The 15,922-nt window shown below is 33.7% G+C and carries 14 protein-coding genes; 4 read left to right on the plus strand and 10 right to left on the minus strand.

Annotation, left to right across the window (positions count from 1 at the left end; all coding sequences use genetic code 11):
- Nucleotides 1-9: 9 nt before the first annotated feature.
- The 5 genes from C1A40_RS11245 to C1A40_RS11265 form a co-directional block, all read right to left on the minus strand.
- Nucleotides 10-753 (minus strand): alpha/beta fold hydrolase, encoded by a 744-nt coding sequence (locus C1A40_RS11245; RefSeq protein WP_241910390.1) that lies wholly within the window; start codon nucleotides 751-753, stop codon nucleotides 10-12.
- 275 nt (nucleotides 754-1,028) lie between these two features.
- Entirely contained in the window at nucleotides 1,029-1,691 is a 663-nt protein-coding gene (gene rpe / locus C1A40_RS11250; RefSeq protein ID WP_102995973.1) for a ribulose-phosphate 3-epimerase, read from the minus strand.
- Nucleotides 1,692-1,745: 54 nt separating this feature from the next.
- Nucleotides 1,746-2,150: a BLUF domain-containing protein gene (locus C1A40_RS11255; RefSeq protein WP_102995974.1), complete on the minus strand. Its 405-nt coding sequence runs from the start codon at nucleotides 2,148-2,150 to the stop codon at nucleotides 1,746-1,748.
- 207 nt (nucleotides 2,151-2,357) lie between these two features.
- Nucleotides 2,358-3,221, minus strand: coding sequence for a sigma-70 family RNA polymerase sigma factor (locus tag C1A40_RS11260; RefSeq protein ID WP_027137161.1), 864 nt, complete (start codon nucleotides 3,219-3,221; stop codon nucleotides 2,358-2,360).
- A gap of 150 nt (nucleotides 3,222-3,371) precedes the next feature.
- Entirely contained in the window at nucleotides 3,372-4,814 is a 1,443-nt protein-coding gene (locus tag C1A40_RS11265) for a glycosyltransferase family 2 protein (RefSeq protein WP_102995975.1), read from the minus strand.
- A gap of 247 nt (nucleotides 4,815-5,061) precedes the next feature.
- Here C1A40_RS11265 and C1A40_RS11270 point away from each other — a divergent pair, with 247 nt between their 5' ends.
- From C1A40_RS11270 to C1A40_RS11275, 3 genes are all read left to right on the plus strand, one after another.
- Complete coding sequence (locus tag C1A40_RS11270; protein ID WP_102995976.1) at nucleotides 5,062-5,439, plus strand: hypothetical protein; 378 nt, start codon at nucleotides 5,062-5,064, stop codon at nucleotides 5,437-5,439.
- Between the two features lie 113 nt (nucleotides 5,440-5,552).
- Entirely contained in the window at nucleotides 5,553-5,801 is a 249-nt protein-coding gene (locus C1A40_RS18175) for a hypothetical protein (RefSeq protein WP_158651341.1), read from the plus strand.
- Nucleotides 5,802-5,811: 10 nt separating this feature from the next.
- Entirely contained in the window at nucleotides 5,812-6,270 is a 459-nt protein-coding gene (locus tag C1A40_RS11275) for a helix-turn-helix transcriptional regulator (protein WP_206748202.1), read from the plus strand.
- 576 nt (nucleotides 6,271-6,846) lie between these two features.
- Here C1A40_RS11275 and C1A40_RS11280 read toward each other — a convergent pair.
- On the minus strand, nucleotides 6,847-9,090 hold the full coding sequence (locus tag C1A40_RS11280; RefSeq protein ID WP_102995978.1) for a polyribonucleotide nucleotidyltransferase: 2,244 nt from the start codon (nucleotides 9,088-9,090) through the stop codon (nucleotides 6,847-6,849).
- Nucleotides 9,091-9,298: 208 nt separating this feature from the next.
- Complete coding sequence (gene rpsO / locus C1A40_RS11285; RefSeq protein WP_102995979.1) at nucleotides 9,299-9,568, minus strand: 30S ribosomal protein S15; 270 nt, start codon at nucleotides 9,566-9,568, stop codon at nucleotides 9,299-9,301.
- A gap of 243 nt (nucleotides 9,569-9,811) precedes the next feature.
- Between rpsO and C1A40_RS11290 the strand changes: the two genes are divergently transcribed.
- Nucleotides 9,812-10,921, plus strand: coding sequence for a sensor histidine kinase (locus C1A40_RS11290; protein WP_102995980.1), 1,110 nt, complete (start codon nucleotides 9,812-9,814; stop codon nucleotides 10,919-10,921).
- Between the two features lie 56 nt (nucleotides 10,922-10,977).
- On the opposite strand, the gene accD is transcribed toward C1A40_RS11290, so the two are convergent.
- The 3 genes from accD to tamL all read right to left on the minus strand — a co-directional run bounded on the left by accD (nucleotide 10,978) and on the right by tamL (nucleotide 15,853).
- Nucleotides 10,978-11,835, minus strand: coding sequence for an acetyl-CoA carboxylase, carboxyltransferase subunit beta (gene accD, locus C1A40_RS11295; protein ID WP_102995981.1), 858 nt, complete (start codon nucleotides 11,833-11,835; stop codon nucleotides 10,978-10,980).
- A gap of 292 nt (nucleotides 11,836-12,127) precedes the next feature.
- Complete coding sequence (gene fbaA / locus C1A40_RS11300; protein WP_102995982.1) at nucleotides 12,128-13,195, minus strand: class II fructose-bisphosphate aldolase; 1,068 nt, start codon at nucleotides 13,193-13,195, stop codon at nucleotides 12,128-12,130.
- Nucleotides 13,196-13,327: 132 nt separating this feature from the next.
- Complete coding sequence (gene tamL, locus C1A40_RS11305) at nucleotides 13,328-15,853, minus strand: translocation and assembly module lipoprotein TamL (protein WP_102995983.1); 2,526 nt, start codon at nucleotides 15,851-15,853, stop codon at nucleotides 13,328-13,330.
- Nucleotides 15,854-15,922: the final 69 nt, after the last annotated feature.

The following is a 15,922-nucleotide window of genomic DNA, read 5'->3' on the forward strand; positions in this document are numbered from 1 at the left end:
ATAAAGTTTTTAAGTTTTAAGAAACGAAGCTATTGTTTTGTTTACAGTTTCAGACTGATCAATACTTAAAAAATGACCAGCCTCCTTAATAATTTTTGTGGTGCTATTTTTTAAGTTTGTTTTAGCTTTTTCAATACTTTCTTCAGAATTAATAACATCTTTATCTCCAATTAAAACAAGTACAGGGGTGCTAATTGATTTTAGCTCATCATCTGAAAAAGGTTGCATTTGAAGTAAACTTGTATTTGATTTAGCATATTTATTGGCTAAATAAAATTGCTTTTTATAAACAGATTTGATCTTATTCGGATTTATAGAGAACACTTCTAAAGTCTTTTTAAACTGGTTTTTACTAGGAAAAAGTTTTAAAAATAGGGCTTTTGATGTTTTAGTGGGTTCGTCTATATATTGAAAAGTTTGCACAGGGCTCAACAAGGCTATTTTGTTTATGTTATTACGGTCTTCTAGCGCTAATAAAGTTGCGGTCCACCCGCCTCGAGATGCTGCAACGATATCAAAATTTTTCAATTGGTAGTAGTTGAAAATGCTTTGGTACCAATTCACAATTTCGTCTTTAGATAAGGCTTCTGTGGTTAAAGTAGATTTTCCCGACTCCATTAAAAAATCTATAACATAAATGCGGTGTGTTTTAGATAAAGCATTAATGTTAGGGTACCACATGGTTGAGCTGGCATTCCATACCGTGTAATAAAACCAACGGTTTATTGTTTTTGATTCCTGAGATAATAACATGTGCTTTACCGTATTTTGTTGGTATGTCTTCCTCGGTATAGGATGTATCCCAAAGCTCTAATACTTGATTTTAAGCCGTAATATAGCTGTCCTTTTGTTTTTGTGTTTGGAATACATAATCGTTAAATGGTACTTTTTTGGGTGTTCCACATCCCCAAAAAACGCATAAAAAGAAGAGTTTTTTTAACTGTTTTGTCATATTTTAAAATAGAAAACCCCGAAAAGTTTTAAAAAACCATTTCGGGGCAAATTTTATTACCGATTAGTACTAGCTTTTAAGAATTAGCTATGGCCTTTAGGTCTTTAATGGTTTCAATTTGTGTACTGCTTTTAAAAACATAGCTCCCAGCAACTAACACATCAGCACCAGCATCTGTTAATGCTTTCGCGTTTTTGTTGGTCACACCACCATCAATTTCTATTAAGGTGTTAGCACCTCTAGTTATAATTAGTTCTTTTAATTGTTTTACTTTTTTATAAGTGTTCTCAATAAAACTTTGGCCGCCAAAACCAGGATTCACACTCATAATACATACCAAATCAATATCTTGAATAACATCCTCTAAAACGTTAACGTTTGTATGTGGGTTAAGTGCAACACCAGCCTTCATGCCTTCTGCTTTAATAGCTTGTAGGGTTCTGTGTAAGTGCGTGCAAGCTTCGTAGTGTACAGTTAAAATATTACTACCTAATTCCGCAAAAGTTTTAATATAGCGATCAGGGTCCACAATCATTAAGTGCACATCAATTGTTTTTTTTGCATGTTTAGAAATAGCTTGTAAAACAGGCATTCCAAAGGAGATGTTAGGCACAAATACACCATCCATAATATCGATGTGAAACCAATCGGCATCACTATCATTTACCATTTCTATATCGCGTTGAAGGTTGGCAAAATCTGCCGCTAAAACCGATGGAGCAATTAATTTAGAACTCATTAAATTGTTTGTTAAAATTTCGACAAAAATAATGGTTTTGGCTTAGGTAAGGGACTAGTTTTCAATAAAATTTTCGACCATACCAATAACTTCATTGGCGAGTTTGTTGTGTCCTAGTTTCAACCATTCTAAATATTCATAGAGGTTTTTAAGTTCTTTTTTATCATCAATCACTGTAAATCCGAAATTATAATCTTCAAAAATTCGCCCTTCAATACTGGTGCTTATGACTTTAAAAATATTATTATGGCGCGAATCATTCTTTATGCGTTCGAAAGTTTCATCCACTAATTCTTGAGCGCCTTCTAGAACCTGTAAAAAATTATGGTTTTTATACACCAATACACCTGTAATATGATTTTTAGAATTATTAGCCTTAGCTGCTGAGTATAATTCATTTAGGTTGTTGATAGTAACATCTCTATTTGAATCGCTAATGTAGCATATGGTTTTAAGCATTTTGTTTCTTTAGGGGCATTTAATTTAGTTGTAAATATATAAGATTATAGACTAAAAATATGTGGGTAGTTATGATTTTATTTTTATTAATATGTTATAAATGAATAAACCCTCGGTAATCAGCCGAGGGTTCTTTCATCAATCAAAAAACGAACAGTTATGAGTAACTGTTTGTTATGGTAATTTAGTCGTATTTATGTAGAAATACTAACCTAAATAAGTCTTTAAAATTTTACTCCTAGAGGTGTGTTTTAATCGTCTAATGGCTTTTTCTTTAATCTGTCTAACACGTTCACGGGTTAAATCAAAAGTTTCACCAATTTCTTCTAAGGTCATCGGGTGTTGATTTCCTAGTCCAAAGTATAAACGAATAACGTCTGCTTCACGAGGTGTTAAGGTTTCTAAAGCACGCTCAATTTCTGTGCGTAAAGACTCATGTAACAACTCTTTATCAGGATTTGGAGATTCTCCACTGTTTAATACATCATATAAGTTTGAATCTTCACCTTCTACTAAAGGTGCATCCATACTGACGTGACGGCCAGAGTTTTTCATCGACTCCTTAACATCATTAATTGTCATATCCAATTCTTTTGCAATTTCTTCGGCAGAAGGTGGGCGTTCATGACTTTGCTCTAAGAAAGCAAATGTTTTATTAATTTTATTAATAGATCCAATTTTGTTTAAAGGTAAACGTACAATACGTGATTGTTCAGCTAAAGCTTGAAGAATCGATTGACGAATCCACCATACAGCATAAGAAATAAATTTAAAACCACGTGTTTCATCAAAACGTTGGGCCGCTTTAATCAAACCTAGATTCCCTTCATTAATTAAATCTGGTAAAGTTAAACCCTGATTTTGGTATTGTTTTGCAACCGAAACAACGAAACGTAAATTAGCCTTTGTTAATTTTTCTAAAGCAACTTGATCACCAGCTTTAATACGCTGTGCTAATTCTACTTCTTCATCGGCAGTAATTAAATCTACTTTACCAATTTCTTGCAAATATTTATCTAACGAAGCTGTTTCTCTATTAGTAACCTGCTTCGTAATTTTTAGCTGTCTCATTTAATATTCTCCTGTAAATTAATTTGTGAATAATAGGGCATTCAATAGTTATACGTATGTATATAAGATAATGTTACAAAAAAGTTTGTCTTTTTTCTGATAATTATATGAACCAGTTCTTTATTCCTCGTTTAAATTACTTGAAATAGTTTACTTTTTTACAGCCAATTCACGTGTTAGCCAGCCGCTTTTACTTGCCGTTGCAATAGCGTAAGGCGTAATCCAAAATAAGCCAAAGGTATATAGCACGCTGTATGTATATGCCCAGAATGAGTCAGAAACCTTATAGCGTTTAGCGTAAAATAACATCGAGAAAGTCGAAATAATTAAGGTGCTTACTAAAGTTGAGCTAATAAAAAGTAATGGCTGTGAGATCACAAAAAATAACATAAAAATGAGGAACGGATAAGTCATTATAATTTCTGACGACTGACTAAGAAATAATAATCTTGTACCGATTTTAGATTCTTTTTTAAAGTTTGTGAATACATATTTAGACATTTCTATGTTTTCGCGAACATTACTACGGCCCCATCTAATAAACATCTTGTAAAGACCTTTATATTTTTCTGGTACTTTAGTATATGCATAAGCATTTCTTTGAAACAAGACATGTTTGCCTTGTTTTAAAATCATGTTGGTTAAAGCACGATCCTCACCGATGTCTGAAGGCTTGCCCATAAAAGTTTGATTAATCCACTCTGGAAGGCACGCAAATACAGCCGAACTTCTGTAAGCAGCAAGTGCTCCCGGGGTGCAAAGTACCGAGTTAAGGGTGCTTTCTGCCGATCTTACAAATTCAAAGCTTAAAACAAAACTAACATCAAGCATCTTTGGTAGTAAGGCTTTCTTATTATTTAGAACTCGAATATTTCCAGCAACAGCACCACATTTTTCATTGTTTACAAAAGGACTTACTAAAAGTCTAATGGTATCCTTGTTTACAATGGAATCGCTATCTACGGTAACAAATATCTCACCAGATCCTTGGTTAAAACCATGGTATAGAGCATGACGCTTTCCTTTATTTTTAGGTTGTTGATAAATTTCTAAACGATCACCTAACATGTTTTTTGCTTTAAGCATCCATTCCCAGGTATCATCTTTACTGCCATCATCAATAGCTAATAATTGCAACTTGTTTTCAGGGAAATCACTCTCTGCTAAACTGATTAACGTATCCCATACCTGTTTGCCCTCATTGTAGGCTGGCACGATTACAGTACAAGTTGGAAGCTCTTCATCTGAAACCGATGCAATCGGCTTGTAGCAAAAATATTTATATAAGGTATATATGAAAAAACTCAATTTAAAAACGAGCAGTCCCGTACAGATAGCCAAGAAAATCATACCTAATGACGAAGATGATTGTTGTATGTTAAAATCATAAAAATCACTTTGTAATAAGTAAAAGAGGTAAACAGCATTTGCCATTAATAAGAAGGTGCTTGCCAATACTAGAAAACCCCATGTTCTTCCTGTTTTGTTTGAGATAAAATTCTTTGTGTTTGAAATACAGTGCTGTAGTAATGTATCTTTATTTGAATACGTATTTTGTGTTTGTTTTGAGTTCAGTTTTTGAGATCTTTCCATTTATTTTTTAACGTGTATTGGTCTATTCTTATACGACTAGAAAGAGGGTTTAGATTCTTTTTACGATAATTTTAACGAAATCCATATTTATAAAATTAAAAGTGTTTCAAATATTATGTTTACAGGGTTTTAAGAGTATTTGTGTTTTTTTTAATGAGGTATATTTTTAAGTTTATATTTATTGTTTAAGTGTGTTTATTTAGCTTTGATAGTAGATTAGAAGATCGTTTGCCCAAATGAATACTTGATGAACATACATACACAAAATAGACCTGAATGGAAGTATCACTTAAATACGGAGTATATTTATATCGATTTTTCAGGCTTGAATTCGGATAAAGACATTCTTAATCAAATAGAAATGGCAGTAGCCATGGGGCTAGAACGTCCCGATAAATCGGTTAGAGCCTTGGTGCATTTTAAAGGTGCTAGAACAAATCCGGGAACCACTAGACAGATGGCTATTTTAGGTAAAATGGTACAGCCAAAGATTAAAAAATCGGTATTGGTGGGATCTAGTGATTTTTTATCGCTACTAGTAAAGGTTTATACCTCGCAAACAGGTAGTAAAATTAAGTTTTTTACCGATATGAGTGTGGCTTTAGAATACTTAACTAGCAATTAGTACGGCAGAGACGTGCACAGGTAAACAGATAAATAAGTGTAGTTCTTATTTCTAAAAATAGATTTGACAAGGAAAAATCTTATTTATACGCTTTTAATTTTGAATTGATTGTGGTGGCATCGGCTAAGGATGTTGTACGTTACTCGGCCAATATTATTATCATAGATTACGATACTATTTCTAGTCTAGACCCAGTCCTTTTAGAAATAAACGCGATACCTGATGCGTCCAATATACCTGTTTTCCTTTTTACCGTAAATCTTGTAGATACGGTTTTTAATTCCTGTATGAAATACAGTTTTTTTTGGGTTTCTAAATACCTTAACCCATGCCACTGCCGTAATGTGGTTAAATTCTGGTAATAGTCAATTTTTGAAGTTTACCGAAAACACCCTTAAAAACAATGAACTGAATCGGTTATTAAGTACCAACTACCTCTCTTTGGATACCAAAAATCAATTTTTAGAGCAGACGAATAGGCGTTTAGAAAAGTTAATTGGAGATGATAGAAAAAACACGACCCGACAACTCCAAAAGTTAAGTGATTCTATTGAAAAGCATCTTAAAGACGAATATCAATATCAATTGTTTAAAGTTCATTTTGAAGAAGTTCACCCGCTATTTTATAAGCGTTTATTGGAAATTGATAACTCTTTCTCTGATGGCAATTTAAAATTGGCATCTTTTATTAAGATGGGTTTTAATAATTCTGAAATCTCTTTCTTTTTAAATGTATCATTGGCGGCTGTAAAAAAAGGGATTCAAAGAATGAAGCAAAAATTAAATATTCCGCCTCACGAATCCCTAAGAGAATTTATATTTAAAATTTAGGCATTTTTTCATTTCGTTATAGGATACTTGGCGAAAAGAGATTTGCTGTTAGCTGTTAATGATTTGATAAATAAAAAGGAGATCGTTTTTTATAGTTTATAACGCAATGACTTGAAAAAAATTAGGCTAAAACCTAAAATGTCTCCCATTTGTCTCCCTGGTTGTAGTTGGTATACTTTGTTTTTTGAGTTTAATTTGTAGGAAATAAATTAAAAAAGTTTAAAAATTGAAAAGATGGTTTAGCCAACTGATTTAACCTAGGTTGGTAGGTCTTTTAAGTTTTAAATACCATGATCATTTATTTAATTACTCTCAATGCTGATTACATTATGACAACCAAATTATTTAAAAATGTACGCCATAAGTCCTTGCCTTTGTTTTTTGGAGGTTTCCTGGCTATCGGTTATTTCTTATTAATTTTCTTATTAATTTTTAGATATTGTTTCTAATGATAATAAGAATCATATTATAAGATTCTAGTCTATCAAAAAAGCTATTTTCAATTAAAAAACAACTCTCAAAAAGAAACCCCATAAAGCTAGCTTTATGGGGTTTAATCTATATAGGAATCAAATATTATCTGTCTCCTTTAGGTTTTCTATCGTCACGACGATTATCACGTCCGCGATTATCATTACCTCTGTTATCACGTCCACCTGAACGTTTATCGTCTCTTGGTGGTCTTGCTACATAACCTTCTGGTTTTGGTAAAATAGCTTTACGAGATACTTTCTCTTTACGCGTTCTTGGGTCTACACCAAAGTATTTCACATCAAAGACGTCACCCATATTAACCACATCGGTTACGTTTTCAGTACGTTCCCAAGCTAATTCACTTACGTGTAATAAAACCTCATTTCCTGGAGCTTCCGTATATTCTACAACAGCACCAAAATCAAGCATTTTAATAACTTTAACTTGGTAAACCTTGCCTACTTCTGGCTTAAACATTAAAGCATCGATTTTAGCATTAACGGCATCAATACCTTTACTACCTACACCAAGAACTTCAACAATACCTTCTTCGGTAACAGGATCTTCATTAATTACAATTGTAGTATCAGTTTCTTTTTGTAATTCTTGAATTACCTTTCCACCAGGTCCGATTAGAGCACCGATAAATTCATTAGGAATACGACGTGTAATCATCGTTGGAGCGTGATCTTTAACTTCTGCATTAGGAGTTGAAATAGTCTCCGTTATTTTTCCTAAAATATGTAAACGACCATCTCTGGCTTGTTTTAAAGCATTAACAAGAATTTCATAAGAAAGTCCTTTTACTTTAATATCCATTTGACATGCGGTAATACCATCGGCAGTACCTGTAACTTTAAAATCCATGTCTCCTAAATGATCTTCATCACCTAAAATATCAGATAAAACAGCATATTTTCCAGAATCTGCATCAGAAATTAATCCCATAGCGATACCAGAAACAGGTTTCTTTAATTGTACACCTGCATCCATCATAGCCATAGTACCAGCACAAACTGTAGCCATAGAAGAAGAACCATTAGATTCTAAGATTTCAGAAACTACTCTTACGGTGTAAGGACAATCTTCAGGAACCATACCTTTTAAGGCACGTTGCGCTAAGTTACCATGTCCTACCTCACGACGAGATGTTCCACGAATTGGTCTTGCTTCACCTGTAGAAAAAGGAGGGAAGTTATAGTGTAAATAGAAACGCTCTTCACCTTCAAAAGATGGCATATCTATTTGATTAGCTTCTCTAGAAGTTCCTAAAGTAACGGTTGCTAAAGCTTGAGTTTCCCCACGTGTAAATATAGAAGAACCATGCGTTGATGGTAAATAATCTACTTCACACCAAATTGGTCTGATGTCTGTTGTTTTACGACCATCTAAACGTAAGCCTTCATTTAAAGTTAAATCTCTTACAGCAGTTTTTTCAGCTTTGCTGTAATATTTAGAGATTAATCCTCCAAAATCTTCTAATTCTTCTTCCGAAAATGAAGCGATTATTTCTTCTTTTATTTCTGCAAATGCAGCACTTCTTTCATGTTTTGAAGATCCAGCTTTGGCTACAGCATAAACTTTATCATATGCCATATCATGAATTTTTTGTGCTAATTCAGCATCTTCACGTTCTGGCTCATATTCGCGCGTATCTTTTTTACCAAAAGCTTTAGCCAATTTTACTTGGGCTTCACATTGCACTTTGATCGCTTCGTGTGCAAATTTGATAGCTTCGGTCATTTCTTCTTCAGAAATTTCATCCATTTCACCTTCAACCATCATTACAGAGTCTGCTGATGCACCGATAACCATATCGATATCACTTTCTGCAAGTTGAGTATAAGAAGGGTTAATAATGAATTCTCCATTGATTCTACCTACTCTTACTTCAGAAATAGGGCATTCAAAAGGGAAATCTGACAATTGAATTGCAGCTGATGCCGCTAAACCAGCCATCGCATCAGGCATAACTTCTGGATCATGAGACATTAATTGAATCATTACCTGAGTTTCTGAATGGTAATCTTTTGGGAATAACGGACGTAAAACACGATCCACTAAACGCATCGTTAATACTTCACCATCACTTGGGCGTGCTTCTCTTTTGAAGAAACCACCTGGATAGCGTCCTGCAGCAGCAAATTTTTCACGATAATCAACTGTTAGCGGTAAAAAGTCTACATCTGAAGATTTGTAATTGGAAACAACTGTACATAACAACATACATTTTCCTGATTGAACAACAACAGAGCCATGTGCCTGTTTTGCTAATTTTCCAGTTTCAATAGAGATTTCTCTACCGTCCCCTAGGTCTATGACCTCTTTAAAAACTTGTGGAATCATAAATATTTTATACTAAATTAAACAATGGTCGTTGTGTTGTTGTGTGTAGTTGTTGTGTGACCAATGAAAAACTGTAATTAGCTTCTTCAATACGTGATTTAAACTCTTACGTTAGAGCTGTTTTTTGAAAATCTTAGTTCGAAAATAGGAAAGTCAAAAACTAATGGCTAAGATAAAAAAAAGGGGCTAAATTAGCCCCTTTTTAATGTTATTTTCTTAATCCTAGTTCTTTTACTATGGCACGATATCTTAAGATATCTTTCTTAGTTAAGTAATCTAGTAAAGATCTACGCTTACCTACTAATTTTACTAACGAACGCTCAGTATTATAATCTTTACGATTCTTTTTTAAGTGCTCTGTTAAGTGATTAATTCTGTGCGTGAATAACGCGATTTGACCTTCTGCAGAACCAGTATCGTTTTTTCCTTTACCGTGTTTTGCGAAAAGTTCTTCCTTTGCTTCTTTTGCTAAATACATGCTAATATTATTGTAAATGATTTTTATGTACACGAAAGATTTTCTTTCGAGCGGCAAATATACTAACTTTTTTGGGTTTGATTGTTTTTTTTGCGTAACTTTTACTGATTAAATGGATTACGATTTGAAATATTATTTACCTCGTTAGAATTTTAAGTCATAAGGGTTTAAATAAACGCTTTAAGAATAAAGATTATATAGCATGCTCAATTTTTATGAATTAATAAATGTTTAGGATAAACTATGAAGGCTCTATTTTCTCACAACAACTTTCCAGATACTTACGATTCTTTAGAAAGAATCTTTAATAATACTTATAATGGTATCGCTATCCTTACTTTGGATGGGGATTGGATAAAAGTTAATGATAGTGTTTGTGAACTTTTTGGGTATTCTAGACAAGAGTTGTTCAACATGAACATTGAAAATGTTATTTTCCGGGAAGATCTAGGGGTGCATCAAGTTAAATATGAGCATTTACTTCAAGGGAAAATTAGTAGGTATCGGGTTAGGCAACGCTATTTTCATAAAGATGGTTCAATTATTTGGGTGCTAATATCGGTTTCGCTAATTGTAAATGCCGATGGTACTCCTGGTCAAATGATTTGGCAGTTTTCTGACATTACCAACCGAAAGAGAAATCAAGATAAGTTAAAATTAATGTTGCGTGTTGTTCGAGAACAAAATGAACGACTAACAGCTTTTGCCGAAATTATTACCCATAATTTAAGGTCGCATTCTGGAAATTTATCGACTATTAAAGGGTTTTTGGAGGAAGAATTTAGCTGGTTAGCCGGGAATGAAAATTTTGAACTCTTATCAAACGCCGTGGATAATCTGGAAGAAACCGTATCACATTTAACCGAAGTGGCTAAAATAAAGCCTGTGGCATCAAGTGAGATTAAACATTTAAACCTATTCGATTATGTCGATAAGGCTATTTATACCGTAGCCGCTTTTGCCAAAAACACGAATACGACTATTATTAATAATGTAGATGAAGATTTGACTATTAAAGCAATACCTGCCTATTTAGATAGTATTATTTTAAATTTTTTAACTAATGCAATGAAATATAGAGCTGAAAATAGGATGCCTCAAATTGAATTGAGCACAACGAATGAAGCAGAGTTTGTCATTTTAAAAATAAAGGACAATGGTAAGGGCATAGATTTAGAAAAATACGGCGATAAGCTATTTCAAATGTATAAAACCTTTCACTACAATAAAGACGCTATTGGTATTGGATTGTTTATAACTAAAAATCACATAGAATCTTTAGGTGGGCATGTTAAGGTTGATAGCGAAGTGGGTAAAGGGACTGTCTTTTCTATATTTTTTAAAAGTGCATAAAAAAACCTGTTTTAATTAATAAAACAGGCTTTTTTATATCTTATTGATTAAAAAAATTACGCTCTTAAAGGTTGATTAAGTACTAAATCTAAATATTGATTTACCTTATTTTTTAATTCTTTACGTTGGCTAATAAAATCTAAAAATCCGTGTTCTAGTAAAAACTCTGAAGTTTGGAAGCCATCTGGTAAATCTTTACCAGTAGTGTCTTTAACAATTCTAGGTCCTGCAAAGCCAATTAAGGCCCCTGGTTCTGCAATATTAATATCACCTAACATGGCAAAAGAAGCAGTAATTCCACCCGTAGTAGGGTCTGTACAAAGTGATATGTAAGGTATTCCAGCATCGGCTAATTGTGCTAGTTTTACAGAGGTTTTTGCAAGCTGCATTAAGGATAAAGCAGCTTCCATCATACGGGCTCCACCGGATTTAGAAATAACCATCAACGGAATGTTATTCTTTAGAGAATAATCTGCCGCTCTAGCAATTTTTTCGCCAACAACACTACCCATAGATCCCCCTATAAAAGCGAAATCCATACAGGCAACAACTAAATCTTTACCTTTAGATTTACCCACAGCGGTTCTAACGGCGTCTTTTAAGTTGGTTTTATTTTGAGCTGATTTTAAACGCTCTGGATACTTTTTGGTATCCTCGAATTTTAAAGGGTCTTTAGATTCTAAGTTAGCATCAAGCTCTTTAAAGGTATTATCGTCAAAAAGGATTTCGAAATATTCTTTACTTCCTATTCTTACATGGTAACCATCTTCTGGACTTACATAGAAGTTTTTCTCTAGTTCTTCGGTATCTACAATTTTACCTGTTGGAGATTTGTACCAAAGACCTTTAGGTGTGTCTTTTTTCTCTTCGGTAGTGGTGGTGATACCTTTTGTTGTTCTTTTAAACCAAGTCATATTCTTTAATATATTTTAGTTTCTTCAGCTGGGCTAAAAAAATGGTTTTCAATTTTTAATGTTTAAGACTGCTTTTTTCTAAAATTTTAGTGTTAAACCGAAATAAATTCGCATTAAACCATTAAGAAAAAGTCTGACTACAAAATTAAGCCTTTTTTTAAATTTCTAGTAATCACATTCATGTTTTCTTATGGAGTTGTTGTAAATTGTTGAAAAACAAATTTGTAGTAAAAAAAAGGTTCTGCTTATCGCAGAACCTTTAATGGATATTTGTAGTAAAATTAACTTGATACTATAAAGTATTTACGTTGTTTAAATCTTCAAAAGCCTTTTTTAAACGAGCTACAAATGTTTTTTCGCCTTCACGAAGCCAAACTCTTGGGTCGTAATATTTTTTATTTGGAGAGTCATCCCCATCAGGGTTTCCGATTTGAGATTTTAAGTATTCCGATTTTTCTCCCATATAATCTCTAATACCGGTCATGAATGCGTATTGCAAGTCGGTATCAATATTCATTTTAATTACACCATAGCTAATACCTTCACGAATTTCTTCTACTGTAGAACCCGATCCACCATGAAATACAAAGTCGATATGGTTGTGTTCTACATTGTATTTTTTAGAAATGTATTCTTGGGAATTCTTTAAAATTTTAGGTGTTAACTTTACGTTTCCTGGTTTGTAAACCCCGTGAACATTACCAAAAGCAGCGGCAATTGTAAATTGAGAACTTACTTTACTTAGTTCTTCATAAGCATAGGCAACTTCTTCAGGCTGCGTGTATAATTTTGAATCATCTACATCCGAATTATCAACTCCATCTTCTTCACCACCAGTAATACCTAACTCAATCTCTAAAGTCATGCCCATCTTGCTCATACGCTCTAAATACGTTTTGCAAATGGCAATGTTTTCTTCAATAGGTTCTTCAGATAAATCAATCATATGAGAGCTGAAAAGCGGTTTTCCAGTTTCAGCGAAATGTTTTTCACTAGCATCTAATAATCCATCAATCCAAGGTAATAATTTCTTTGCACAGTGGTCTGTATGTAAAATTACAGGAACACCATATGCTTCCGCTAAGGTATGAACGTGTTTTGCACCTGCAACACCACCAGCAATAGCAGCTTTTTGTCCGTCGTTACTTAAACCTTTACCTGCATTAAATTGAGCACCACCATTTGAAAACTGAATGATTACAGGAGCGTTCAAGTCTCTAGCTGTTTCTAAAACACCATTAATGGTATCTGATCCTATAACGTTAACAGCTGGAAGTGCGTAGTTATTATCTTTTGCATGTTTGAATATAGCTTGAACTTCTTGTCCTGTAGCTACTCCTGGTTTAATATTGTGTCCCATTTTTAAAAAATATAATTCAAAGTTAGTAAAGTATAAAAGTAATCAATTTTTAAGTATTTTATTGGTCTTTTGCTTTGATAAAAAGCAAAAATGATACTAAAACGTTGTAGTGACATGAGCTTAAAAAGCAGCTTAAAAAGGGTAGTTAATACCTATATTATATACAGCATTTGAGAAGTTATAATCTTTAAACCATCTGTTTTCTTGGCCATAAGAAGGGTCATAGGTTTTAAACCCTACATCAAATCTAAAAACAAAAAAACTAAAGTCGTATCGAAGTCCGAATCCAGAACCTACGGCTAAGTCTTCTAGGGACTTAAACCCTGTAAATGTGGCGCCTTCATCGGTTACATTATCTAAAACGTTCCAGATGTTACCAACATCAACAAATGCGGCACCATAAAATTTCTCCAAAATATGGAAGCGCTGTTCGGCATTAAAGGCTAGTTTAAAATTAGCTTCGTTAAACTCGTTAGTGGTTTGAGAACTTCCCGGGCCAAGGCTGTACGCTGTCCATGCTCTGTTATCGTTAGGGCCTCCTGCAAAAAAACTTCGAGAAAAAGGAATGCTTTTGGAATTTCCATAAGGAATCGCGATTCCTAGAAAACTACGAAAGGCAAGCACGTTTTTTTTACCTAAGTCCCAGTGTTTGGTGTATTCAACTTCCGATTTTATAAATTGAGAATAAGCGACATTAAAGAGTTTATTTCTGCCTTCATCGTCTTTTTTAAGATTTAATAAACCAGCGCCTAGGGAAAGTAAGTTACCAGCAGGTTCGAGTTTAAAACGTAAAATATAATAATCTTCATCAAAAAGACTCTGACGCTCATTAACAATAACGCTCCAGCTAGAAGAAAGAATTAAGTTGTTTTCGGTTAGTCGGTTTTTACGCTCACTGATGCTATTTACTGTTGCCGACTGGCTATTAGAAAACTCTGGAGGTGTTGGATTGCTTGTTGCATAATCAATAAAATCATTGGCTCCGTCTGGAATGGCTAAATTTTCATCAGGTGCTATGTAATTAACATCTTGAGCAATTTCGTTTAACGATGCGTATGAATTTTGATATACATCGAAGTATGCGTCAACATTTAGGTTTTGTACATACTGCAAATTAAACACGTCAACTCTATTGGTTACGGTTTTATTAGGTGTCCAATTGTAATTAAAAATACCACCAAAGGTTTGTTTATCGAGACCAATATTGGTTTGGCTGGACATGGTTAAACTAATATTAGTTGTTGGCGACATGTATTTAGGGATGAGGTGCTTGGTGTAAAAAGGGGAGAAGAACCTCGGAAATGTAAGTCTAAAATCGACACCATATTCGATAATATCGAAAAAAGCATCATTCGGATTGTTTTTGTCTTTTGAGGAACCAACAGAGCCTTTTCCTGCAATTTCTAAGGTTTCGGCACCTCTAAAAAGGTTTCTCATAAGCAAACTCGGGTTCAAAGAAAAGCCTAGTGTTTGAATGTTACTAGTGGATACGTCGGTGCTAAACCCCAAACTAAATCGCTTTAGTGGTGTTAGTAAAATGGTATCTGTAATGGTGTTATCTAGTCTTTCGGTAACTTCAATATTTGGGTATCTAAACGTTCTTAATTCTTTTAAGTGCCTATAAGTGCTTATCATATCGCGGTCTCTAAAAACATCTCCAGGTTTTATAAAAATGGCATTGGCAATCGCTTTTGGGCTGTGGCGCATTTTGTTATAACTATAGAATTTATACCCATTAAAAGAAGTGGAATCCTGAAAAGGTTTTCCGCGGTTTTCATAGCTGTAATCGGTAATTACGTTTACATCTCTAATGGTGTAAACTTCAAAAGGTTGGCGAATAACAGAGTCGTGATCCCTTATAGATCGATCTAGAATGGTAAGTCCAACATTAACTTTTTTGTTCGTACCAATGGTATCAATTTCAAAAGTAATATAGTCTTGATTAAAATGATATACTCCAGAATTTCTTAGGCTGGTAGAAATTCGACTGCGCTCCTCGTCGAAATTTGAGGTTTTATATTGTTCGTTCGTTTTTAATAAGGATTTCGATTTGTATTGCTCATAAAGCGTTTTGACTTTAGGAGATTTAATGATTTCAGAAATCGAATCAATTATAAATGCGGTTCCTGTTTGAACGTTATATTTAATTTCGGCACGCTTGTTTTCCTTTTTTATAACTTCGTATTGCGCCTCTGCGTTAAACCAACCATTGTTAATATAGTAGGCTTCCAAACGATTAGTCGATTTTTTTGATTTTGCTTCATTAACAATTACTGGTGCTTCCCCTTTTTCTTTAAGCCAATTGTTAAAGTTAAGTGCCGATTTTTTTAAATTGTCTACCTGTTTTTGTGAATACATTTTTTTTAAACGTTCAGGTCGTTTCGGTTTTTTGTCTAACCAAGCTTCAAATATAGAATCGCGATTGGGGCGTGCCGTATTATATAAATGTAAGCGCAGAGGAACGCCTAAAGTATTTCGGTTTGGATGTTGGTAGAGTAGGTTTTCAATGGTTTCCGACTTGTCTTTTTTATCATTAACAAACACTTCGTTTTCTGTTAACAACAGCGCTCCTTCATTAACTCTCTTTACAGTGTCGCACGAAAAAATTAGTCCTGTAAATAATGTTAAAATGAATATTTTAAAATGCTGGTTTTTCAAATGAAAATTGTTAATTTAGAGTTTTTAAATGATTTTGGTTTTTGAAGCTAATGATGTTTCAAAAATAAG

Origin of the sequence: Tamlana carrageenivorans (assembly GCF_002893765.1) — a bacterium.
In the GTDB taxonomy this organism is placed as follows: Bacteria; Bacteroidota; Bacteroidia; order Flavobacteriales; family Flavobacteriaceae; genus Pseudotamlana; species Pseudotamlana carrageenivorans.

Excerpts from the sequence above, each read along its gene's own strand:
- C1A40_RS11245 (WP_241910390.1), bottom strand. The coding sequence starts at position 753 with ATGTTATTATCTCAGGAATCAAAAACAATAAACCGTTGGTTTTATTAC.
- C1A40_RS11270 (WP_102995976.1), top strand. The coding sequence starts at position 5,062 with ATGAACATACATACACAAAATAGACCTGAATGGAAGTATCACTTAAAT.
- rpsO (WP_102995979.1), bottom strand. The coding sequence starts at position 9,568 with ATGTATTTAGCAAAAGAAGCAAAGGAAGAACTTTTCGCAAAACACGGT.
- rpe (WP_102995973.1), bottom strand. The coding sequence starts at position 1,691 with ATGAGTTCTAAATTAATTGCTCCATCGGTTTTAGCGGCAGATTTTGCC.
- C1A40_RS11290 (WP_102995980.1), top strand. The coding sequence starts at position 9,812 with ATGAAGGCTCTATTTTCTCACAACAACTTTCCAGATACTTACGATTCT.
- C1A40_RS11260 (WP_027137161.1), bottom strand. The coding sequence starts at position 3,221 with ATGAGACAGCTAAAAATTACGAAGCAGGTTACTAATAGAGAAACAGCT.
- fbaA (WP_102995982.1), bottom strand. The coding sequence starts at position 13,195 with ATGGGACACAATATTAAACCAGGAGTAGCTACAGGACAAGAAGTTCAA.
- C1A40_RS11255 (WP_102995974.1), bottom strand. The coding sequence starts at position 2,150 with ATGCTTAAAACCATATGCTACATTAGCGATTCAAATAGAGATGTTACT.
- C1A40_RS11265 (WP_102995975.1), bottom strand. The coding sequence starts at position 4,814 with ATGGAAAGATCTCAAAAACTGAACTCAAAACAAACACAAAATACGTAT.
- C1A40_RS11280 (WP_102995978.1), bottom strand. The coding sequence starts at position 9,090 with ATGATTCCACAAGTTTTTAAAGAGGTCATAGACCTAGGGGACGGTAGA.
- accD (WP_102995981.1), bottom strand. The coding sequence starts at position 11,835 with ATGACTTGGTTTAAAAGAACAACAAAAGGTATCACCACCACTACCGAA.